The sequence below is a fragment of the Halorhabdus amylolytica genome (assembly GCF_004944975.1).
Lineage (GTDB): Archaea > Halobacteriota > Halobacteria > Halobacteriales > Haloarculaceae > Halorhabdus > Halorhabdus amylolytica.
Map to the genome: position 1 here is coordinate 180,408 of NZ_SPQG01000005.1, position 21,505 is coordinate 201,912.

The 21,505-nt window shown below is 64.1% G+C and carries 21 protein-coding genes; 7 read left to right on the top strand and 14 right to left on the bottom strand.

Annotated elements, in window-relative coordinates; all coding sequences use genetic code 11:
• The first annotated feature begins 30 nt into the window (after positions 1–30).
• A complete protein-coding gene (locus E3374_RS09140; RefSeq protein ID WP_136688772.1) occupies positions 31–954 on the top strand; it encodes a branched-chain amino acid transaminase in 924 nt (307 codons plus the stop codon).
• A 27-nt stretch (positions 955–981) separates the two neighbouring features.
• On the opposite strand, the gene E3374_RS09145 is transcribed toward E3374_RS09140, so the two are convergent.
• The 11 genes from E3374_RS09145 to E3374_RS09190 all read right to left on the bottom strand — a co-directional run bounded on the left by E3374_RS09145 (position 982) and on the right by E3374_RS09190 (position 10,572).
• Complete coding sequence (locus E3374_RS09145; protein WP_136688773.1) at positions 982–1,599, bottom strand: DUF502 domain-containing protein; 618 nt, start codon at positions 1,597–1,599, stop codon at positions 982–984.
• 192 nt (positions 1,600–1,791) lie between these two features.
• Complete coding sequence (locus E3374_RS09150) at positions 1,792–2,046, bottom strand: hypothetical protein (RefSeq protein WP_136688774.1); 255 nt, start codon at positions 2,044–2,046, stop codon at positions 1,792–1,794.
• A 228-nt stretch (positions 2,047–2,274) separates the two neighbouring features.
• Entirely contained in the window at positions 2,275–2,748 is a 474-nt protein-coding gene (locus tag E3374_RS09155) for a metal-dependent transcriptional regulator (RefSeq protein ID WP_136688775.1), read from the bottom strand.
• Positions 2,749–2,868: 120 nt separating this feature from the next.
• Entirely contained in the window at positions 2,869–3,564 is a 696-nt protein-coding gene (locus tag E3374_RS09160) for a TMEM165/GDT1 family protein (RefSeq protein WP_136688776.1), read from the bottom strand.
• Positions 3,565–3,660: 96 nt separating this feature from the next.
• On the bottom strand, positions 3,661–4,359 hold the full coding sequence (locus tag E3374_RS09165; RefSeq protein ID WP_136688777.1) for a metal-dependent transcriptional regulator: 699 nt from the start codon (positions 4,357–4,359) through the stop codon (positions 3,661–3,663).
• Positions 4,360–4,432: 73 nt separating this feature from the next.
• Complete coding sequence (locus E3374_RS09170) at positions 4,433–5,254, bottom strand: Nmad3 family putative nucleotide modification protein (protein WP_136688778.1); 822 nt, start codon at positions 5,252–5,254, stop codon at positions 4,433–4,435.
• 81 nt (positions 5,255–5,335) lie between these two features.
• Entirely contained in the window at positions 5,336–5,812 is a 477-nt protein-coding gene (gene ribH / locus E3374_RS09175; RefSeq protein WP_211194936.1) for a 6,7-dimethyl-8-ribityllumazine synthase, read from the bottom strand.
• A gap of 20 nt (positions 5,813–5,832) precedes the next feature.
• Positions 5,833–7,071, bottom strand: coding sequence for a 3,4-dihydroxy-2-butanone-4-phosphate synthase (ribB, locus tag E3374_RS09180; RefSeq protein WP_136688779.1), 1,239 nt, complete (start codon positions 7,069–7,071; stop codon positions 5,833–5,835).
• Entirely contained in the window at positions 7,068–7,721 is a 654-nt protein-coding gene (locus tag E3374_RS09185; protein ID WP_136688780.1) for a riboflavin synthase, read from the bottom strand. The genes ribB and E3374_RS09185 overlap by 4 nt, the downstream gene beginning before the upstream one ends.
• 322 nt (positions 7,722–8,043) lie before the next feature.
• On the bottom strand, positions 8,044–8,208 hold the full coding sequence (locus tag E3374_RS17160) for a hypothetical protein (protein WP_167880078.1): 165 nt from the start codon (positions 8,206–8,208) through the stop codon (positions 8,044–8,046).
• Between the two features lie 48 nt (positions 8,209–8,256).
• The gene (locus E3374_RS09190) at positions 8,257–10,572 is read right to left on the bottom strand and encodes a DEAD/DEAH box helicase (RefSeq protein WP_136688781.1); all 2,316 of its coding nucleotides are present in this window, start codon (positions 10,570–10,572) and stop codon (positions 8,257–8,259) included.
• A 183-nt stretch (positions 10,573–10,755) separates the two neighbouring features.
• Here E3374_RS09190 and E3374_RS09195 point away from each other — a divergent pair, with 183 nt between their 5' ends.
• Positions 10,756–12,519: an MBL fold metallo-hydrolase gene (locus E3374_RS09195; protein WP_136688782.1), complete on the top strand. Its 1,764-nt coding sequence runs from the start codon at positions 10,756–10,758 to the stop codon at positions 12,517–12,519.
• Positions 12,520–12,555: 36 nt separating this feature from the next.
• Here E3374_RS09195 and gfo6 read toward each other — a convergent pair whose 3' ends face one another.
• Both gfo6 and E3374_RS09205 read right to left on the bottom strand, forming a co-directional pair.
• Positions 12,556–13,644, bottom strand: a complete 1,089-nt coding sequence (gfo6, locus tag E3374_RS09200; protein ID WP_136688783.1) for a D-xylose 1-dehydrogenase Gfo6 — start codon at positions 13,642–13,644, stop codon at positions 12,556–12,558.
• 154 nt (positions 13,645–13,798) lie between these two features.
• The gene (locus E3374_RS09205; RefSeq protein WP_211194937.1) at positions 13,799–14,212 is read right to left on the bottom strand and encodes a response regulator; all 414 of its coding nucleotides are present in this window, start codon (positions 14,210–14,212) and stop codon (positions 13,799–13,801) included.
• 309 nt (positions 14,213–14,521) lie between these two features.
• Here E3374_RS09205 and E3374_RS09210 point away from each other — a divergent pair, with 309 nt between their 5' ends.
• The 4 genes from E3374_RS09210 (at position 14,522) to yciH (ending at position 19,193) form a co-directional block, all read left to right on the top strand.
• Positions 14,522–15,484 (top strand): AAA family ATPase, encoded by a 963-nt coding sequence (locus tag E3374_RS09210; protein ID WP_136688785.1) that lies wholly within the window; start codon positions 14,522–14,524, stop codon positions 15,482–15,484.
• A 4-nt stretch (positions 15,485–15,488) separates the two neighbouring features.
• Positions 15,489–16,517 carry a DUF58 domain-containing protein gene (locus E3374_RS09215; RefSeq protein ID WP_136688786.1) on the top strand — a complete coding sequence of 343 codons (1,029 nt, stop codon included), beginning with the start codon at positions 15,489–15,491 and terminating at the stop codon, positions 16,515–16,517.
• A complete protein-coding gene (locus E3374_RS09220; protein WP_248299431.1) occupies positions 16,514–18,745 on the top strand; it encodes a transglutaminase family protein in 2,232 nt (743 codons plus the stop codon). Before E3374_RS09215 ends, E3374_RS09220 begins: the two co-directional genes overlap by 4 nt.
• Before the next feature lie 154 nt (positions 18,746–18,899).
• The gene (gene yciH / locus E3374_RS09225) at positions 18,900–19,193 is read left to right on the top strand and encodes a stress response translation initiation inhibitor YciH (RefSeq protein ID WP_136688787.1); all 294 of its coding nucleotides are present in this window, start codon (positions 18,900–18,902) and stop codon (positions 19,191–19,193) included.
• A 419-nt stretch (positions 19,194–19,612) separates the two neighbouring features.
• On the opposite strand, the gene E3374_RS09230 is transcribed toward yciH, so the two are convergent.
• Positions 19,613–20,860: an NUDIX domain-containing protein gene (locus E3374_RS09230; RefSeq protein WP_136688788.1), complete on the bottom strand. Its 1,248-nt coding sequence runs from the start codon at positions 20,858–20,860 to the stop codon at positions 19,613–19,615.
• A gap of 105 nt (positions 20,861–20,965) precedes the next feature.
• Between E3374_RS09230 and E3374_RS09235 the strand changes: the two genes are divergently transcribed.
• On the top strand, positions 20,966–21,460 hold the full coding sequence (locus tag E3374_RS09235; protein WP_136688789.1) for a metallophosphoesterase family protein: 495 nt from the start codon (positions 20,966–20,968) through the stop codon (positions 21,458–21,460).
• The last annotated feature ends 45 nt before the right edge of the window (positions 21,461–21,505 follow it).

Below are 21,505 nucleotides of genomic sequence, written 5' to 3' on the forward strand. Positions count from 1 at the left end.
CTCTTAACGGAGGGGTGCTTTGAAGCGGGTATGAGTTTCGACGACATGGACGTCGGGACAATCTGGATGGACGGCGAATTCGTCGACTGGGAGGACGCCCAGGTGCACGTCCTCACGCACGGCCTGCACTACGGGACAGGCGTCTTCGAGGGCGTGCGGTGTTACGACACCGAAAACGGCCCGGCGATCTTTCGGTGGGAGGAACACCTCGATCGGCTCTATCAGTCGGCCAAACCCTACGGGATGGATATCCCCTTCGAGAAGGACGAACTCACCGAGGCGACGATCGAGTTGATCGATCGCGAGGAGTTGCCCTCGTGTTACATCCGTCCGATCGCCTTCTACGGCTACGACATGCTCGGGTTGAACCCCGGCGATGCACCGGTCAGGGTGTCGATCGCCGTCTGGCCGTGGGGAGCCTACCTCGGCGAGGAAGCTCTGGAGGACGGCGTCGAGGTGGCGATCTCCTCCTGGCGGAAGTACGCCTCCAGCCAGATCCCGACCAACGCCAAAACCACGGGGCCGTACGTCAACAGCGTCCTGGCGAGTCTAGAGGCGGAAGAGAACGGCTACACCGAGGCGATCCTCCTCAACAAGGACGGGCAGGTCGCCGAGGGGCCCGGCGAGAACCTGTTTCTCGTCCGGGACGGCGAGATCTACACCCCCGGCCTCGCCGAGTCGAACCTCGACGGCATCACCCGCCGGACGGTTATCGACCTCGCGGAGGAACGGGGATACACGGTCCACGACGACGCGACGATCTCGCGTGGTGAACTTTACACCGCCGACGAACTGTTCTTCTCGGGGACGGCGGCGGAAGTGACGCCGATCCGGAGCGTCGACGACGTCGAGATCGGTCCGGGCACGAAGGGGCCCGTCACCGACGAGATCCAGACCGCGTTCTTCGAGGTCGTGGAGTCGGGCGACCGCGAGGAGTGGTTCACGTACGTTTGAGCGCCCGAGCACCGGAGTGGGTGGCGTTCAGTTCGATTCCGTCCCGGTCGCGTCCTCCTCGTCGGCGATGTCCTCGACATCGACTTGGATGACACTCTCCTCGCTCTCGCCGAACCCGGCGCTGAGAATCCGCGTCAGCGCGTCCTCGACGCGCTCGTCGGTTTTGGTGTAATCCTCCGGTTCGACCTCGACGACGAACCCGGTCGTGATGTTCGGAGCCGTCGGGAGAAAAAGAACATCTCGGCCGTCGTCGGTCGACTTCCCGGTCAGAAATGCAGTCATGCGCATCCCGTTCCAGGTTTCGAGTTTCACGGGGGCCTGGAGTTCGTCGGTCCCGGTCAGGGCGGTCTCGGCAGCCATCTTCGAGGCGTTGTAGACGACACGTAGCCCCGGCAACTGGTTCATCAGGTCGTCGATCGCGTCCTCCAGGAGCGCACCCAGTGCCGTCCGCATCAGATACCCGACTGCGAACACCAGCAGGATGAAGACGACGATCGTCACTGCGACCCGTAGTGGCTCCGGTTCGATCGCGATCGGCACGGCCTTCAGACGGTTGTACAACCACAGGAGGACGATGACAGTGACCAGCAAGGGCGCCAGTACGATCAGGCCGCTCGCGAAGTCGCGTTTCCACGTCGAGGCCATTGATAAAAACCTGTAGTGCAGTCGTAATCAGCCTTCCTTTCGGATCGAACTTCGCCATCGACATGGAAACCGGTAGATGCCGTCGTAGCGAACCCGAGCGCGCTACCGCTACTCCCTGTTTTTCGTGAGTCCGGTGGCGATCTGGAGCAGCGCGTTCGTGACGATCAGGGCGGCGGTGGATCGCCGATCCGGTCAGCGGCGGTGGGCGTGGCCGACGTACAGCGCGAAGACGTTGACCGCGAGGAGGGCGAGGAAGGCGAGAGCGGTCGTCGGGCGCTGGAGGCCGGAGACGAGCAACGGCAACTGGACGAACGGCAGCGCGATCGCGGTCCAGAAGGCGACGCCTCTGACCGGCTCCAGCAACAGGCGTCGGCTGGTCGCGGAGTTGGTTGACTGTGCGTCAGCGGGCGGTCCAGTTTCGGCGATCGAGGGCGTCGAGCTTGACATTGGGGACACCGTCTGTTACATACGATCCATAGACTGGACAGACCATATAACCTCCAGAGCCTTCGTCTCGTTTCGACCCGTTTCACCCCGTCTGACGTGAGTCAGATACGTTTTACTACGGTTTTAGAGGCCCCAATACATTTTATATGGAGCTCTCAGAGCGTTTCATCGGGACCGGATGAAAAACGGACTGACAGTCGGTTTCGGGGACAGTCCCGGCCGAGTGCCTCAGGTCGAGGAGATCGTCAGACGGGGACAGTCAGATGCCTCTGTCGCCTGACACAGTCGATCGCAGGGGTGGTCAACGAGGGAGGCGAGTCGGTCGGTCCCGGCCTGGGGTAGTTCGAAGCCGATCCGGTAGGCTGTCTCGGCGTCGAGGCCCACGTCTACCTCGTCCGCGAAGAACCGCTCAGTGACACAACGGCGCCACTGGAGGTGTCGGGCCAGGGATTCGCCGTCGTCGGTCAGCGTCGCCCCTTTGTAGCGTTCGTGATCGACGAAGCCTTCCTCGCCAAACTTCGCGACCATCTCGGTTACGCTGGCGCGACTCACGCCCAGACGTCTCGCCAGGTCGCCGGTAGCGACGCGTTCGCGATCGGCCAACGCACACCGCAGGAGCCCACAGAGGTACTTACCGCCGGTGCGCGTGACCGGTTGGTCCTCGAGCGAAACGTCCGCACAATCCGATCGAGTGTTGGTCATGGGTTCGGGTCCCCCCACTGCCGGTCCGACCGAGCGGTGTAACGCGGCAGCTAGCGATCACTACAACGAGCCCCGGAATAACCTTTCGGACGATGTTCAACGAGTTAGAACGTGGTCGTCTCAGACGAACGCGAGGAAGGCATTCGAAAGTCCCTCCACGATGGTCTCCCAGACGGAGACGTCGGCCGTGATCGCGAGAACCGTGTCGGCTGCGAAGAAGGTGAAGATGGCCGCGCCGGCGAAGTGGGCCTTCCGGAGGTTCACGAGGTGGGCGAACCGGTGGAAGAAGTAGGCATTGAGCAGGCTCACGGGGATGATCGCCAGCATTTCGCCGACCCAGATGGCCGAAGTCGCGCCGTAGTCGGCCGCCAGGCCGATCGTCACCAGCTGGGTCTTATCGCCGAACTCGCCCGCAGCCATCATCGCGAAGATCGGCAGCCAGCCACCCAGGAGCGCCGGCACCCGGTAGCCGAGAACCGACACGTCGAGATCACTCATCGCAGTGACGCCGCCGTCTGTCGTCGCCGTCTCCGCGTTCGGCTCCGGCGCCGATCGGATCATCAGAGCCGCGAACAGCAGGAACAGGCCGGCAGTGAACGCGTCGAGGTACAGTTCCGGGAGCGCGTTCTTGATCGCCTCGCCGAAGACGATCTCCAGAGCGGTCCAGCCTGCGAAGGCGCTGCCGGCCGCCGAGACGACGACCAGCGGATGGTACCGTGTCGAGAGCCCGGCGATGATGAACTGAACCTTCTCGCCGGGTAAGACGGCCAGCTGGAAAGCGAACGCGACGACGACGATCTCCAGGAACTCGCTCACTGTCCAAACACCCCCTGTGCCCGGGATGTACTCATCGAACCGTCACTTCGACGGACTGCAGTCATCACCACGTCACCTCCCGTTCACGGGACGCACTCATAGGCCGGGCACCTCCTCAGTGGCGGCGTCGCTCCTGGCCGCGGCCGAGCGCACGTAGATGCGATCGGCACTCGACTCCGGAAGCTGTCGGCTATCGCACTCGCACTCCATGACGTAGGTCCCAACAGGCGTGATCTCGACGATCGTCAGCTCCCGACCGGGCACGATCCCCTCCTCCTCGAGATACCGGAGTGTCTCGGCATCGCGCTCGCGGACGCTGGCGATAACGACCGTCTCGCCCGCCTTATGGGCCGAAAGCGGCTCGACATCCTCCTCGACGGGTGCCTCCAGGTCCGCACTCGGGATCGGCTCGCCGTGCGGATCTACGGGTGGATGGTCGAGTTCGCTGGCGATCCGCTCCTCGAAGTCCTCGCTGATGTGGTGTTCGAGCCGTTCGGCTTCGTCATGGACCTCCTCCCACTCGTAGTCGAGATGTTCGACGAGATAGGCCTCGAGCAACCGGTGGTGGCGGATCGTCTCCAGGGCGATCGCCCGACCGTGTTCGGTCAGCTCGACGCCGCTGTACTTCTCACGTTCGAGCAAGTCCTCCTCGGCCAACTTCTCCAGCATCCGCGTGGCCGTCGGTGCAGTCACGGAGAGCGCGTCGGCGATCGCCGACGTCCCCACTGGCGGCCCGCGCTCACGTTCGAGTTCATAGATCGTCTTGAGATAGTCTTCCATGATAGCCGTATCCATGTTGACCGGATTTAGATACGTCTAACTCTTAAGTCTGCCGACTGCAAAATGGAGTTTGCAGAGACAGTGAAACTCAGCGCTCGCCCGGACTACCCACGCGATCGAGGAAGGTCTCGCCGTCGAGATCGAACCGCATGGCCGGTTTGCGCGTCAGCGCCACCGGATCGGCGTCGGGGTCGGTCAGGTTCCACTCGTCGGTGATCCGATCTGTGAGATAGTAGCCGGCACGCTCGTTGCCGGGTTTGACGTACTTCTCGCTGAGCCTGATCGGATCGCGTTCGAACAGCCCGCCGGGTTCGCGGCCCGCGACGATGGCGACGTACTTCCCGTCGGCGCCGACCCGATCGTAGTGGAGTTCGCCGTCAGTGGCGCGTTTCGCGTGGGCGTTGTCAGCGTGGTCGGCCAGCAGTCGCCGCTGCCCGTTGGGATCGAGACCCTCGGTACTGACGACGGTGTCGACGGTCCAATAGCCGATCAGGTAGCGGTGTGGGTCCCCACCGTCGACGGGCGCCAGTCCGGCGTAGAAGGCCACGATGTCGCCCGACTCCAGGGACTCCAACAGTGGGACGTAGCGCTGTCTCCGGTCGACGCTGCCGCGGTGCTCGCCGTAGGTCAGCGCGTCGAAGTTGGGATCCCAGTGGAGCGGCCAGCCGGCAATCCGGTCGGGATCGGTGATCCAGGCGTCGTCGCGGCCGGGTACAGGTCTGATCCGCGAGAGCAGGTCGGCGGCGACGCCGCCGCTTCTCAACTTCCAGGAGCCGAAGGTCTCGGTCTCGTCGGTCTCGGCGGTCTTCTCGGGGATCGGGATATACTCGAACGTGCCGTCGGGATACAGCGGGAGGTTCCGGCCGACGTTTGACTGGTCGACACCGACGCCGGCGAGGATGACAGTCATGACCAGTTTATAGCAGCGGCCCGGAAAAACGCCCGCGTCATCGGCAGGACGACGATACGACCCCGGAAAAACGGGGCCGACTCAGAATTGACCGAGCAGGTCGGCCATCTCGATGGCGCTCTCGGCGGCCTCGCTGCCCTTGTTGCCCTGTTTGACGCCTGCGCGATCGATGGCCTGTTCGGTCGTATCGGTCGTCAGAATGCCAAAGGCGATGGGGACGTCAGTGTCCAGGGTCGTCTTCGCAACGCCCTTGGTCGCCTCCGAAGAGACGTACTCGAAGTGGGGAGTCTCCCCGCGGATGACCGCGCCCAGCGCGATCACCGCGTCGTACTCGCCACTTTCGGCCATGCGCTGAGTCGTGAGTGGGATCTCCCAGGAACCAGGCACGCGAGCCACATCGATGTCGTCCTCGCTGGCGCCGTGGCGCGTCAGCGTGTCCAGCGCGCCGTCAAGTAGTTTGCCGGTAATGAGGTCGTTGAAGCGGCTGACCACGATGCCGAACTCGCGGCCGCTCGCGTCCAGTTCGCCTTCCAGTTCCGTCACGTCGTAATCTGTCATTGATGGTATCTCCGTTGGCGTCAGTCGGTGTTGAACACATCGAGTTGGTGGCCGAGCTTCTCGGCTTTCGTCTCGAGATACGATTCGTTCTCCGGATTGGGTTCGATCTCGAGGGAGTCGGTCTCGACGTCGAAGTCGAAGCGTTGCAGGGCCTCGACTTTCCGAGGGTTGTTCGTCAGCAGCCGTACGCGGTCGAGACCGATGTCCCGAAGCATCTGGGCGGCGGCGTCGAAGCGACGTTCGTCGGGCTCGAACCCGAGTTCGCGATTGGCCTCGACGGTGTCGTAGCCCTCTTCCTGAAGCTGATAAGCCTTGAGCTTGTTCAACAGGCCGATGCCCCGACCCTCCTGGTCGAGGTACAGCAAGACGCCGCCTTCCTCACTGATGCGGGCCATGGTCTCCTCAAGTTGGAACCCACAGTCACACTTCAACGAGTGCAGCGCATCGCCGGTCAGACACTTCGAGTGGATTCGCACGAGCGGCCGGTCCGTCTCGAGGTTCACATCGTCGAGATTGACCAGGGCGACGTGGGTCTCGCCCATATAGTCGTACCCGTAGAGATCGAACTCGCCGAACTCCGTCGGCAGACGCGTCTCGACCTCGCGGGAGACGAGTTTCTCCCTCAGGTAGCGGTATTCCAGCACGTCCGCGACGGTCACGATCGGCATGTCGTACTCGTTGGCCAATTCCAACAGGCGATCCTCGCGAGCCATCGTCCCGTCATCGTCGACGACCTCGCAGATGACCCCCGCAGGACGGTGGCCGGCGATCCGCACGAGATCGACCGCGGCCTCCGTGTGTCCCTCGCGGTCGAGGACGCCGTCGGCCCGGGCCTCCAGAGGGAAGACGTGACCGGGCTTCTCGAAGTCAGCGGGCTCGGCGTCCGGATCCACGAGCGTTCGGATCGTCTCCGCGCGGTCGTATGCGGAGATCCCCGTCCCCGTCGAGACGGCGTCGACCGAGACAGTGAAGCGCGTGCTCATCTCCTCGGTGTTCTCAGAGAGAGGAACCATCTGTTCGAGGCCGAGCGCGTCGGTCAGTTCGGGAGCCATCGGCGCACACACCAGCCCGCGCCCGTCGGTGAGCATGAAATTGATCTGCTCGGGCGTGACGGTCTCGGCAGGGACGACCAGATCGCCCTCGTTCTCCCGCCCCTTCTCGTCGACGAGCATGATCATCTCGCCGGCCTCGAGGGCCTCGATGGCGTCCTCGACGTCGTCGAACCGCGAGCGATCGCGGTCGGACTCGACGATACTCATCCCGATCCCTCCATGGCCCCTAACTTCTCCATGAGCTCGGCTCCTTCGGCGGCATCGCCGTCACCGAAGGCCGCGAGGCGTTCGACGTACCGGGCGAGGACATCGACCTCGAGGTTTACCTCGTCGCCGACCCTCGTCTCCCGCAAGGTCGTCTCGTCCTCGGTAAAGTCGGTGATCGAGACGCTGAACGTCCGGTCGACATCGACGATCGTCAGGCTCACGCCGTCGACGGCGATCGATCCCTTCGGCGCGAGATAGGGAAGCAAGTCCTCCGGGGGTCGGATCGAGTAGATCCGGGCTTTCTCCTCGCGCCGGAGGTCCGTGACGACGCCCGTCCCGTCGACGTGACCCGTCACGAGGTGGCCGCCGAGGTCGTCAGTCAACTGGAGGGCAGACTCCAGATTGATCGGACTGTCCGGCCCGAGTCCCCGTAGTGTCGTCCGTCGATAGGTCTCGGGTGTCACCTCGACGGTGAACGTCCTCGCCTCGCGATCGGTCTCGACGACTGTCAGACAGGGGCCACCGACGGCGACGCTGTCGCCCGGCTCGACGTCCGTCAGAACGTCGCTATGAACCGTCAACACGAGCGCGTTCGCTCGCCGGTCGACCTCTCTGATCGTCCCGACGTCTTCGACTATCCCCGTGAACATCTGTCCGTCCTCCCGGTTCGGGAACCCCCCGGGTCGATCCGCCGGTCGTCACCACGGGTCGTCGGGCCCGCCGTTGGCGTCGACTCGTTTCCGTCTTGTCGCTCCATTCACGTGGCTCTTCGTCGCTCACCTGTATAAAATAATTGGAATCGATCCCAATTGTGTATAGCGCCGACCACGACGGCGATATCCGGGTGTCGTGACACTCCCCGACCCTGAAGGACAGGACTTTCGGCTCACATGCCGTGAGAGGCTCCACGTCGGTGGTCCCGGTCCGCCGATCGCACGATCGGCGGCACTGTCGGTTCCCTAAGTGGAGTGTTCACCCGAACGGCCCGCGATCGCCGCCGAAACCCTCCTCCATGACCGCACACTCGCCGTTCTGGTCGATCAGGACGCGACCCTGATAGCCGCAACTACCGTTGTTGTTGTACTGACAGCGGGTGCAGCGACATTCGAGGTTCTTCGAGGAGTTGCCGATCGACATACAGTGTGGTTTGTGACCCAGCCACTTGGAACCTTAGCCGCCCCACAGTCACTCCCGGTCGAGCAACGCTTCCAGCAACTGGATCGAGAGGGTCTTGTCCAGCGGGTCGTTTGCGTTCCCGCAGTGGGGTGACTGGACGCAGGCCGGACAACCGCCGTTGCAGTCACAGTCAGCAACCAGTTCGTGGGTCGTCGCCGCCAGTTCGCCAATCGACTCGTAGCCAGCCCCCGCGATCCCGACCCCACCGGGATAGCCGTCGTAGATAAATATCGTACTCCGGTCGGTGTGGGGGTGGTGTGGCGTCGAGAGTCCACCGATATCGCGTCGATCACACAGAAAGGAGAGGAGCATTGTGGCGATCATGGCGTGCTCGGCGGCGTGGATCCCGCCCGGGAAGTCGCCGGACGCCCGTAATTCCCTCTCCAAATCCGATGGCAACGCATAGTACAGCGCCCGCGTCCGAAGTGTCGTCTCGGGAAGCGACAGGGGCTCGCGAGTGATCGCCTCGCCCGAACGGGCGTCGTGGCGCTCGAAACCGGTGATCTGCTTGTGCATAGTCACGTCCGCAAACCGGACCGGCACGTCCGCCCGATCGGGGAACGACTTCTCACGTAAGTCCTCCTCGACGGTGATCGTCTTCTCGTGGAGGACGCGGGTATACTGGTCGGCGTGGGTCCGATCGAGCGTCGCGACGTCGTGATCCAGGTCGATATCCACGACTTCGTATTTCGTCCCCTGGTGGTGGTAGATCGCCCCCGGGTGGGCGTCCCGCAACGCATCGCCGAAGGGGAGCGACGCGATCACGTCGTTCGAACCTCGCTCGCGGAGGCGGATATCGCGATCGTCTGCCGTCCGCAGGCTGGTTTCGTGCTGGGGACTGCCGCCGCCGTCGTAGAGCCATCGCGTCCCGGCATCTGTGGTTCGTCGGTCGAGATCGCCACGATCGACGAGTTCGCGTACGACATCCGGGAAGGTTTCGCCGAAGTGGCGGTCGTCGTCCGGCGACAGCCAGTTCTCCCGGGCAGCCGACCGGACGTGATCCGGGAGGATCTGGTCGTTCCCGGGATTGGTCAGAGCCTGCTCGGGTTCGCGGTCGAACAGCGCTTCCGGGTGGCGGGCGACGTACTGGTCGAGTTGGTCCTCGCCGGTCACCAGCGCGACCAGGGCGGGGTCTTCGCCTCGTCCCGCCCGGCCCGCCCGCTGGAAGGTCTCCATTCGCGTCCCCGGGTAGCCGTCGAGGACGACCGCGTCCAGTCCCCCGACATCGACCCCGAGTTCGAGCGCGTTCGTGCTCCAGACTCCACGGATCGACCCATCGTGTAGGCCTGCTTCCAGTTCCCGGCGTCGATCGCTCGTCAGCGCTGCCTGGTACGCCCCGACCTTCGTCGCCAGCTTCCCCTCGCCACGCTCCCGGAGCGTCCGGGTACTCTCGGTCGCGTAGCGTTCGGCCACCTGCCGGGAATCGGTGAAGACGACCGTCTGCAATCCGCGCTGGAGCAAATCGACGAACAGTCGCTTGGTCTCGACGTGTCGGGAGCGCCGGCGACCCTGCCCGCCTTCGCCGCGCTTCTCGGGCGGGTTCCAGACTACCCACTGCCGGGGGCCAGTCGCGCTGTCGTCCTCGCTGAGAAGGCGAAACGACGATGCCGGCTGGTTGGTCACTGTCGAAGCGTGCTCGACCGGATTGCCGATCGTCGCCGAACAGCAGATGTACTGCGGTTCGGCGTCGAACCGTTCGGCCAGTCTGTTGAGTCGCCGAAGGACGAGCGAGACGTGACTGCCGAAGATCCCGCGGTAAGCGTGAACCTCGTCGATCACAATCGTCTCCAACCGCTCGAAGAACCACTCCCACAGCCGGTGAGCGTGGGGCATGATCCCGTAGTGGAGCATGTCGGGCGTCGTCAACAGCACCGTTGGCTGGCGCTCGCGGACAGTTTCCTTCTCTGAGCGGGAGAGTCGCCCGGTGTACCGGTCCACAGTCACCCGAGAGCCGAACCCGAGCCCGTGGGCGAGATCCGAGAGCGTCTCGGCCTGGTCGTTGATCAGTGCGACCTGCGGGGCGACGTACAACGTCGTCGCCGTTCGGTCCATCGCCCGTTCGAAGGCGGGGACCGTATACGCGAGACTCTTTCCGCTGGCCGTTGGAGTCCCCAGAACGACGTTTTGGCCGTTCCGGACGGCATCGATCGCGTCCGTCTGATGTCTGTAAAACCGCTCGATTCCCTCGCCCTCCAGGGCAGAGGCGAGCCGGTCGAGCACGTCGAGATCGCCGTAGGCCGCCTCCCAACCGGGGAACGTCCGTTCTTCGGCGATCTGTCCCTCGTAAGACGGGCGATCACGAAGCCACTCGAGAACGTCGTCCACGCGCTCGCTTGTGGTCGCGTCGTCCTAACGGTTGTGTTCGTGTTCCCAGGACCAGAAGGAGCGGCGGCACACAACACCACCAGTGCATCCAAAATGCCGTTGATCTGTACTGAGACAGTCGTCCAATCGGGCTGAACACAAGGTATATCGCATTACTCTCTCAAAACTATATGTGACTGGCTAATGCAAGTCAGCTATCAACACGCGAATCCAAACGACGGTCGGGAATCATTCCTTCTCAGGTTCGACGATAAGATCCACGATCAGAAAACGTGCATCCTCGTCGACGCAGGAGAACGTGTAAACTTGGACGATATTCTCGCCGAAGACGAGTACCTCTCGGGAATCTGCTTGACGCACGCACATCTCGACCACTATCGTACGCTGGGATCGAATCTCCGTGACGGAGCGCCGATCTATGCCACACCGGAGACTGCACAGGCAATCACGACGCGGCTGGACACCGAGGCCGAACACGCCGATCTCGGTGCCCCCGACGATGTTCGGGAAGCCCTCGAACCGATCACGGACTGGACGAGGATCACGAACGACGTCCGCATTCATCCAGTACCAGCCGGGCACGCGCCAGGTGCCAGCGGGTTCGTTGTCCAGTTTTCCGACGGGAACGACCGGCACCATCTACTCGCGACGGGTGATTTCACCAGGCGTAGAGCAGCCGGCTATCCGGGAATCCAGACCGATCTGCCGGTCGATGCAGTATTCCTCACAGGAGCGACGAATTCGACCTTCCGAGACCAGTTGACCAGCGCGGTTAGGACTGTCATCGAGCGAGCGACTGCTGGATCCACAGTTCTAACCACAGCCAGTGGATCGAACGGCGTCCACCTCGCATATCTCTTATCGCACATCGGAGACACCACCGAGACGGCTATACCTGTCACGGTTGCTGGCCGCGTTGGGACGCTCTGGGACGCCTTCGAGTACGACCATCCGGCTGTCGAATCCGTGCCGACCTTCGAGAACACCGAAGAGATCCTCGGGCCGGGACGTGTCACGATTGCCGGGCCGGAGGTCCCCGTCTCCGGAAGCAGCGAGCGGCTGTTCGAGGCCATCGAGGACGACGAAGGAGCGACGCTCGTACAGGTGACCAGCGGTGCATTCGAACCGGAACGGTCGGCTGTCTGTACTGTCGATGCATACGAGGTGAGCAACCATCCGAGAGAGGTGACGATCGATGCAGTCGTCGAGGATTTCGCACCGATCCACGTCGTCGTTACCCACCAATGCGGTCACAGTGCCGACCGATACAAGGACAAGTACGACAGCTTCGTTTGGGCGACAGACGACCGCAAGCAGTATACCCTCTACGACGGTGAATGGTCCGGGCCGCCGTGGGTTACGGATGCCACCCGGAGACGCGTCCGTTCCAGATTGTACCGGAATAACGGATCGACCGTCGGACGATCGTTCGACAATGCCGAGGTCCCGTTGCCGACCGTCGATCGTCACGACGATATCGACCTTGAAGCTGAAGGGATTGACATGGAACGGCTCGCGGAGGACCGAAGAGTCGGTAGTGCGCTGACAGAGACCCAGCAATCGTTCGAAAGCGACACCAACGCAACCGACGGCACTGCTGTCACGGACGGAGAACCGTCGGATTCGGTAGCCGAAGACGGATCAAATGGTTCTGCAAGTACGTTCGAAACTATCGAAGAGCCTGAAATAGAGAATTCGACCCAAGATCCCGCGTCATTGGATGAAATTATCGACCGCCTGGATCGGATCGAGAACGAAGTGACTGGCACCCGGACCCGTGCGACGGTGGTCGATGCGGGGGATGATGTGACACTCCTTCGCTTGGAACAGGAATCGCTCGAAACCGAACTCACTCACGGACAATCCATCGGTATAACACTTCACGGGAATCGGATGAGAGTGACATCTCGAAAAACAGGGAGTAGTATTGAGGCGGACGATGCATAAGACACACCTCGATTGACGGGTGACGTTCCCCGTCAATCAACTCACGGTGTTCTCGATCCTGGCTGTCTCGCCAGTCTCTGCGGACTCGTAGATCGCTTCGATCGCTCGCATGTCGACCAGACCGTGTTCGCCGTCAGGCTCGGGTTCCCGACCGGCCAGCAGACAGTCGGCGAAGTACGCGAACTCCTCTTCGAGTTGGTGAACCTGGGTGACGTCGACGTCGTGGCGTTCGCCGTCGAGCCGGATCTCCAGGCCGCGATCGTCGCGCTCAAAGAACGCCGGGTCGATGATGATCTGTCCGTCCATTCCGGTCACACGGAGAAAACTGTCGTGATAGGCGTTGTGGTTGGCAGTGAACAGAACAGGCACGTCACCCCCGAAGGTCGCCCGGACTGAGACCTGTTCCTCGACGTCGGCGAACTCTTCGTGGGTCGACCCGGTCGCGGCTGCAACTCTCACGGGATCGGACTCAAGCAGGAACCGCGTGGTGTTCAGCGGGTAGATCCCGATGTCCATCATCGCGCCGCCGCCCGCGAGTTCGGGATCAAGCCGCCACTGATCGCTCGCGTTGCCATCGAGTTCGGCGACCATGCGGTGGGACATGTTGCCCTGCACCTGGACCACTTCACCGATCACGCCGGCCTCGATCAGTTCCTTCGAGCGGCGAATGACGGGATCGAGATGCATCCGGTAGGCGATCATGAGCGACACGTCGGCTTCCCGAGCCGTCTCGACGAGTTCAGTTGCTCGTTCCGCGTCGGTTTCCATCGGTTTCTCACAGAGTACGTCCTTGCCGGTCGCGGCCGCTGACTCGACGTACTCCAGGTGGGTCGCGTTCGGCGTCGCCACGTAGACAGCGTCGAACTCCGATTCGGCGACGCCGTCGTGGAACTCCGCGGGGGTGAGAGCGGTCATGTCGTGGTCGTCGGCGAGTCCCTCGGCACGCTCGGCGTCGACGTCGACGATCACCGTCGGCTCGGTGTGTTCGGCCCGTTCGAACCCCGGCAGCGCCCATTCGCGGGTGAACCAGCCGGCACCGATCAGGGCGACGCTGACGGTCCCCTGGATGTTGTCGGTCTCCCAGTCGCGGCGCCCGAAATCCTCGAAGTACTCGGAGAGAATCACGCCACTGAGTACGGAGTACCGGAGCAAATACGTTGTGGGTAACCCGAGTGCGATCTCGACGTGTCGGTCACGTCGGGCGAAACTGACGTCAGGTCAGTGCCGCTCCGATGTGAGAACGGGCGTCTGGTCGGTGCCGATCGGATATCGAAACGACTCAGGTCGCTTCCCGTCGGACGCGCGAGGAGAGGGCGGCGAACGTCCGGGTAGAGCCGTCCTTCTCGACGAACGCCGCGACTCCGGCCTCGCACGCCTCCCGTTCGAGGTCTTCGGTCGGCGACGCGGTAAAGAGGATGAACGGAAGGTCGGGACGGCGCTCGGTAACGCGGTCGTAGAGTTCGAGTCCATCGATCCCCGGCATCCGGTAGTCGCTGATGACGCAGTCGATCGACGGATCGCCCTCGACACGTTCGAGGGCGTCACCCGGGGCACTCACCGGGACGGCGTCGACGCGTTCGAGACGACGTTCGAGGAACGTCGAGGCGACCTCCGCGAGTGCGAGGTCGTCGTCAACGACCAGCACCCGCAGGCGATCGCAATCCCGTGACGGTCGGTCGACATCCGTGTCCATGGCAGTGTCAGGATGATGTGAACTACGGCTCATAAACACCGGTCGGCGTGTTCTGTCGCTGAAAAACCGCCGTCTGGAGTCGGGCGGAGAGCCCGGAAGACGGGCGGGACGCCCACCACACAGATATCAGCTACCGTGACCCACAAGTACGCCAGTCACATATATCGTTCCGTATACCCATGGGACGTGCCCACAATCGACAGTCGATCCGCAGGGAGCGTGGCGATCGGCGGGGGTCGAGTCGACAGGCGGGAATGGCGGACAGTCGAACAGGGGTCGAGACCATCGCGACGCGGGTCGAGACAGGCCATGACAGGGACTGAACCGACGGCTGCAAGTCGGTCAGACGACGAGACGGTCGAAGAAGTGGGGGAGACGGTCGGGCGCGTCATCGAGAACGTGGGTGAAGTCATCGTCGGCCACCGCGAGGTGGTCGAACACATCCTCACGGCGATGCTCGGCCGGGGTCACATCCTCTTGGAGGACGTTCCCGGCGTCGGCAAGACGATGCTCTCGCGGGCGATCGCGGCTTCCTTCGACTGTTCGTTCAAGCGCGTTCAGTTCACACCCGATCTGCTTCCCTCGGACGTGACGGGCGCAAGCGTCTACAACCAGGAGACCGGGGCTTTCGAGTTCCGGCCGGGACCTATCTTCGCCAACGTCGTGCTGGGAGACGAGATCAATCGCGCGCCGCCGAAGACCCAGAGCGCTCTGCTGGAGGCCATGGAGGAACAACAGGTCACGGTCGACGGACAGACCCACGCGGTGCCACAGCCGTTCACCGTCATCGCGACCCAGAACACCGTCGAGCGCGATCGAACCTACGACCTGCCGATGGCCGAACTCGATCGCTTCATGAAGAAACTCGAACTCGGGTATCCCGAAGAGAAAGAAGAGAGCGAGATGCTCGAACGGGTCGTCGGGAGACATCCCATCGAGGCAGTCGAGCCAGTCGCAACCCTGTCGGATCTCGAAGCGGCCCGCGAGGTGACCGCGAACGTGACCGTCGAGAAACCGGTCCGGGAGTACGTGACACGACTGGCCCGGTACACGCGCGAGCACGCCGAACTCGGCGCAAGTCCGCGGGCGTCGTTGCTGTTGCTACGGGCGGCCCAGGGCCGAGCCGTCCTCGAGGGACGCGAGTACGTCATCCCCGACGATGTACAGACGGAGGCGGAAGTCGTCTACCCCCATCGGCTCCGAACGCGCCTCGACGAGACGCCGACCGGTGAACTGTTCGAGGAAACGATCGACGCGGTCCCACTCGAGTGAAGCGATGCGACTGACCCGACGCGGATGGGCGACGATCGGCGCGGCCGTCATCGCCGTCCTCATGGCGTGGACGTTCGGGAGTCGGGCGCTGAACGCCGTAGCCGTCACGGCGGTGATCGCCTTCGCGGTCGGTGCCGTCCAGCTCCGGTCGGTCGAGGTCCCCTCGATCGAGCGATCGACGCCCGAGTCGGGCTTTCCGGGCGAGACGCGAACCATCTCGATCGACGTGAACGGTACACGGGGAACGATCGTACGGGGACACGACGCGATCCCGGACGGGCTGGCATCCGTCGGGAACGGCTTCGAAGGGACGATACCGGTAGGGACGACCTACGAGGTGACCCTGACCGAGCGGGGCCGACACACGATCGGGCCGGCGACCGTCCGGCAGTCTGATGCGCTCGGCCTGATGGAGCGGACAGATCGCATCGAGGAGACGTCGATCCTCGTCTATCCAGCCGTCTACGACGTGGCCGGATCGGAGACACTGGCGACGGTCGTCGACCGGGCCGGGACATCGGAACGCCAGGAGATCGACCGACTCCGGGAGTACGTGCCGGGCGACCCGTTACGCGACATCGCCTGGAAGGCCAGCGCCAAGCGGCTACCGGAGTTCGTCGTCGTCGAGTTCGCGGGCCAGGGGACGACCGGGACGGCTGAACTCGCCGTCACGGCGACACGTGAGCGGATCGACGACGCCGCCAGCGCCGCCGCCAGCGTCGTCCTGTTCCTCCTCGATACGGGCCTCGAGGTCGGCATCACGGTACCTGACGGACGTCTCGAGCCGGGAAGCGGTCGACGGCACCGCGGCGAAGTACTCAGGTTGCTGGCCGAGACAGGATCGGGTACGATCGCGGAGCACACGTGGGCCGACGCCGACGTCCGAATCGTCGGCGAGGACGACGCCGTCACCGTCGACACTGGGGCTCACACGGTCGCTTTCGAGACCGTTCGGGCCGGCGACGGGACCGGCGTCCCGGAACAGTCGAGCGAGCGCGATCGGCCGGACTGGCTGGAGGTGTCGGCCACGTGACGGGGACTGAACGCGATCGAGTGACCGGGGAGGGACGAGGCGAGACTGGACGCGACCGCGTGACCGTCTCCACGCCGCTACGAGTGCTGGCACTCGGGGCGGCCCTACTGGTGATCGGGTCGTTCCTCGGGGTGCTCCATCACGTGGTCGACGTGGTCAGCGATCCCCGAACGTTCCTGACGATCGTGGTGCTGACGTTCGTCGGGGCGACAGTGCTCGCCCGGTATCTGACGGATAGACTGGCGTTCGTGCTGGCGGCGCTCCTGTTGGTCGGCGGGCTGGGTTGGTATCTCGCCGGGCTATCCGGGACAGCCCTGCAATTGGTCGGACACGTCCGGTACACGATCGCTCTGCTGACGGGTCAGTCCGTGCTGGCGATCGTCAACCTCGAATCGTGGGTGCTCGCGGTGACGCCGCCGCCCGTGTTCCTGGCGTGGTACCTCGCCGTCAGGCGCCGCTACGTCGCCAGCGCCGTCGTCGGCGGGGCGACGACGCTGTTCTTCGTACTCACCGGCGACGCCGGGGCGGAGCTGACGCTGCTCGGCGTCGTCGGCGTGGTCGCGCTCGTCGGGGTCGGCGAACTCGACCGACTGGAGGGGTCGATCGGCGACGCGGACGTCGTCGCGACAGTCCTGGCGCTGACGATCCTGACCTCGGCGACGGTGACGCTCGTTCCGACCGGCATGGGCTATACGTTCTCGCCCGATACTGGCCTCGAGAAATCGGGATTCGGCGGCTCCGGAACGTCCGACACGGTCGAAGCGAACCTCCTCGATGCCGGGTCGGAACTGCCTGTCCTGGGTAGCCTCGAACTCTCCTCGGCAGTCCGCTATCGCGTCCAGAGTGACGAATCGGAGTACTGGCGGGTCGGCGCCTACGACCTCTATACCGGCGACGGATGGATCAGACAGGGCGAGACCGGAACGCTCGACCGGCGACTGGGAACGCCGGCCGGCCGCGCCCGCGTCCTGGAGCAGACTTACCGACCCTTGACGTCGATCCGGACGATGCCAGCCGCCTGGCGGCCGAGCAACGTGACCGGGACGGCAGCGTCCACGGCACGTGCCACCAGCCTGGGCGGGCTACAACCGACGCGGGCGCTCACACCGAACGAGACGTACACCGTCAAGAGTGCCATCCCGGTCGTAACCCGCTCGGAACTCCAGTCGTCCGGAAGAGACTATCCCGCGTCGATCGAAGACCGCTATCTCCAGTTGCCGGATAGTACACCCGAGAGAGTCGGTGAACGGACCGGGCGATTGACCGCCAACGCCGACAACCCCTACGAGACGGCACGGGTGATCGAGAACTGGCTCGAGGAAAACAGGGAGTACTCGCTGAACGTCTCCCGGCCGTCCGGTGACGTAGCTGACGCGTTCCTGTTCGAGATGGAACGAGGGTACTGTACGTACTACGCGACGACAATGGCCGTCATGTTACGGAGCCAGGGCATTCCGGCGCGGATGGTCGTCGGATACGGCCCCGGACAGCGCGTGAGCGAGGACGAGTGGGTCGTTCGTGGGCACGACGCCCACGCCTGGGTCGAGGTGTACTTCCCCGACATCGGCTGGGTCAGGTTCGATCCGACGCCGACGGGTCCGCGTGAATCGATCAGGCAGACCGACCTCGAGTCGGCCCGAGAAAACGACGCCCCGAACGTCGACACCAACGACAGTCAGCGTGGGGAGTGGACGTCGACGCCCGGAGGTGTCGACGGAGTGACGCCGATACAGGGAACCAATCAGTTCAACACGTCGTCGATCCGGAGGGGACAAATCCCGGTGAACGCCACGATAACGCCGATCGGCCAGACATCGAGGGGCTCGGGTGAGAGTGACGACGACCGGACGGAGACGGAGAGGGTTGGCATCCCGACGGCCGAGGAGGCAACACTGGGGCTGCTCGCGTTGCTGGGACTCGCCGGCATGGCACGCCGGACCGGACTGAGCAGGCGGGCTTATCGGGCCGTCTGGCTACGCTGGCAGCCACGGGTCGACCCAGAGACGGACGTCGAACGGGCGTTCGAGAGACTGTCCGTGTTGCTGGCGCGCCGTCATCGCGAGCGCCGAACCGGCGAGACCGTCCGGGCGTATCTCGACGCAATCAACGCCTCCGGACTCGCCCGGCGCGTCGCGGCCATCCGGGAACGCGCGCGATACAGCGGGACGATCAGCGAGGCGGAGGCGGACGAGGCCGTCGAAATCGTCGACAAACTCACCAGGACGTGAAACGGAAGTCCCATCGTCGAACCATCACGGAAAGAACAGTTCGACGCGCGTCCCGTGGGAACGTCGATCACGCAGGCGCTGGCGGTCGCTTTTCGGCGGTACCGTGGCAAATCCCGACAGTGTTTAATAGGAAGATTCCCAACAACGGACTGTAATGTCGGAAGTCTGCTCGACGTGCGGGTTGCCTGAGGAGCTCTGCGTCTGTGAAGACGTCGCCAAGGAGTCCCAGGAGATCAACATCCGCATCGACGAGCGCCGTTACGGGAAGGAGGTAACGATCATCGAAGGGTTCGATCCGAGCGACGTCGACATGGACAGCCTGTCCTCGGACCTCAAATCGAAGTTCGCGTGTGGGGGGACCGTCGAGGAGGGTCAGATCGAACTCCAGGGCAATCACACCGGGCGCGTCGAGGATTTCCTCCGCGAGAAAGGGTTCAACGTCGCCTGACTCCTCGCTGTCGGGACGCGTCGCGTGTCCTGTCGGTAGCCTCGTGCTTTTCTCGTCACGAAGGTCGACGATCGGAAACACCCGCTCGGCAGGTCGGCTGATTGCCGCGAGAATCGGGAACCGACCGCCGAGGGCTCAAAACAGGACCGATAGCCGGAACTATCGGACCGATCCGATCCAGGAGTTGCGCCCAGGAGAATCGATGGTGGCTCGGATACGGCTCTCATCAGAAGGGGCTCAGTGGGGGTAACTGTTCGTCATCGCCACCGAACGGGTGTAGGCCGGCCTGCCTGAAAAGGACACGTGTTCGACGCGAAACACTCCACCGGGAGCTGATATCGGTGCAGCGAGAACTCACATTGTGGCCGATCCCGACGGCTCGATGGTGCCTCGATCGCCCGTCTCACACCGCGAAGGAATCACTCGCACTCGTGCCAGTCGGCGTTCGCCCGGTGCTCGGCCGCGACGGCCTCGATCCTCTCGGGTTCGAGTACGCCCCGATCGGTGGCGATCGCGTCAATCAGGTGCGGCGGCGTCACGTCGAACAGCGGCGAGATGACCGAGAGATCGGCTGGACCGTCGTAGACTATCCCCGGATCGGCCGACTCGATCGCGAAGTCACCGTCGGGACTGATCTTGTCGGCGGCCGCGACGACGATGAACTCGATGCCTTCGTGGGCAGCAGCGACTCCAGCGGCCCGTGTGCCGACTTTGTTGAGGACGGCCCCGTCGGGACGGATCGCGTCGGCTCCGACGAGGACGGCCCCGGCGCCCCACTCGTGGATCGCCCACGCGAGCCCCGCGTCCTGGGACAGCGTCACGTCGACACTGTCGGCCAGCGACTCGGCGACGGTGACGCCCTCCCTGCCCGGGCGAGACTCGGCGATCAAGACGGCGTCGGGATCGGCCTGTTCGAGCACCGTGCGGACGGTTCCCGACCGCGAGAGCGTGGCGATCCGATCCGGGAGGCGGTCGGCGGCGACAACGGCGGCCTCCTCATCGGCCTCGAGGGCATTGGTGATGGCTTCGCGGGCAGTGCGTTCGACACTTCTCGGCGTCGGATCCGCCCGCGCCAGCACTCGGTTGACGCGGTTCGCGACGACCGGCATCGACGGGCGTGCGTCGCGGATTTCTCGGCCGGTAGCGGCCACGCTGGACCAGTCGCCGTCCTCCCCCCACGCCGCCAGTCCCGCCTCGTCGCGTAGCACCGAAAGCGCCCGGACGGACAGCCACGCCGAGCCGTGCTCGCAGTCTTGGGCGACGGTCGAAACGTTCGGTCGGACGCGATCGTACGAGTCCCAGAGGTCCGGGACAGTCTCACGCCGGAGGATCTCGGTGGGATGGACCCACTCGTACTCGCTGGTCTCCCAGTCGGTCTCGACCGTGCGGCCCACGCTCTCGAAGAGGTACGGGTGAACGACCCAGCGCGTCCCACGATCTTCGTCGACCACGTCGAAGGCCTCACCACGCCGGATCAGGGTCACGGCGTCCGCCAGTCCGGTCTCCTCGGCGATCTCCCGTCTGGCGGCGGAGTTGGGATCGCCCTCCGCGTGGCCCGCAACGGCACCCCACTGCCCGCGGTAGGAACCGACTGCCTCGCTACGACGTAACAGCAGGACTTCGGCGTCGTGTCGGAGGAAGCAGGTGACGACTTCGATCTCCTCCATAGGAATCGATCGGGCGCCAGCGGCAAAGAAGACACGGCATCCGCCACTGGAGATCGGCAACGACGAGCCGGGGAGTTAAGGCCGCGCGTCCACGACGGCGGTGACATGGAGGTCGCTATCGTCAGCGATTCGCACGTCCCTTCCAGGGAACCCGGAGTACCGGACTGGGCACTGCAACGCATGCGGAATGCGGATCACGTCATCCACGCCGGGGACTTCGACTCCTCGAAGGCACTTGCCGACGTTCGCGGTGCCGCCAAGCGGCTGACCGCCGTTGCCGGCAACATGGACCCGCGATCGCTGGGGTTGCCGACGGTCGAGACCGTGACACTCGGTGGCGTCGAGTTCGTCGTCACGCACGGAACGGGTTCGCGTCGGGATTACGAACACCGCGTCGCTGGTGTTGTCGCCGAACACGCGGATGATGGGCCGACCGTCGGCGTCGCCGGTCACACCCACGAACTGCTGGACGAGGTCGTCGACGGCGTCCGCCTGCTCAACCCCGGGAGTGTCACGGGTGCGTCCCCGGCCGACGAGGCGACCATGTTGATCGCCGAGGTTACCGACGGCGAGATCGACGTGACAGTCCACCGAGGATAGCGAGGGCGACCGAAGGGAGACCTCGGGGAATGCGAGCGGAGAGTG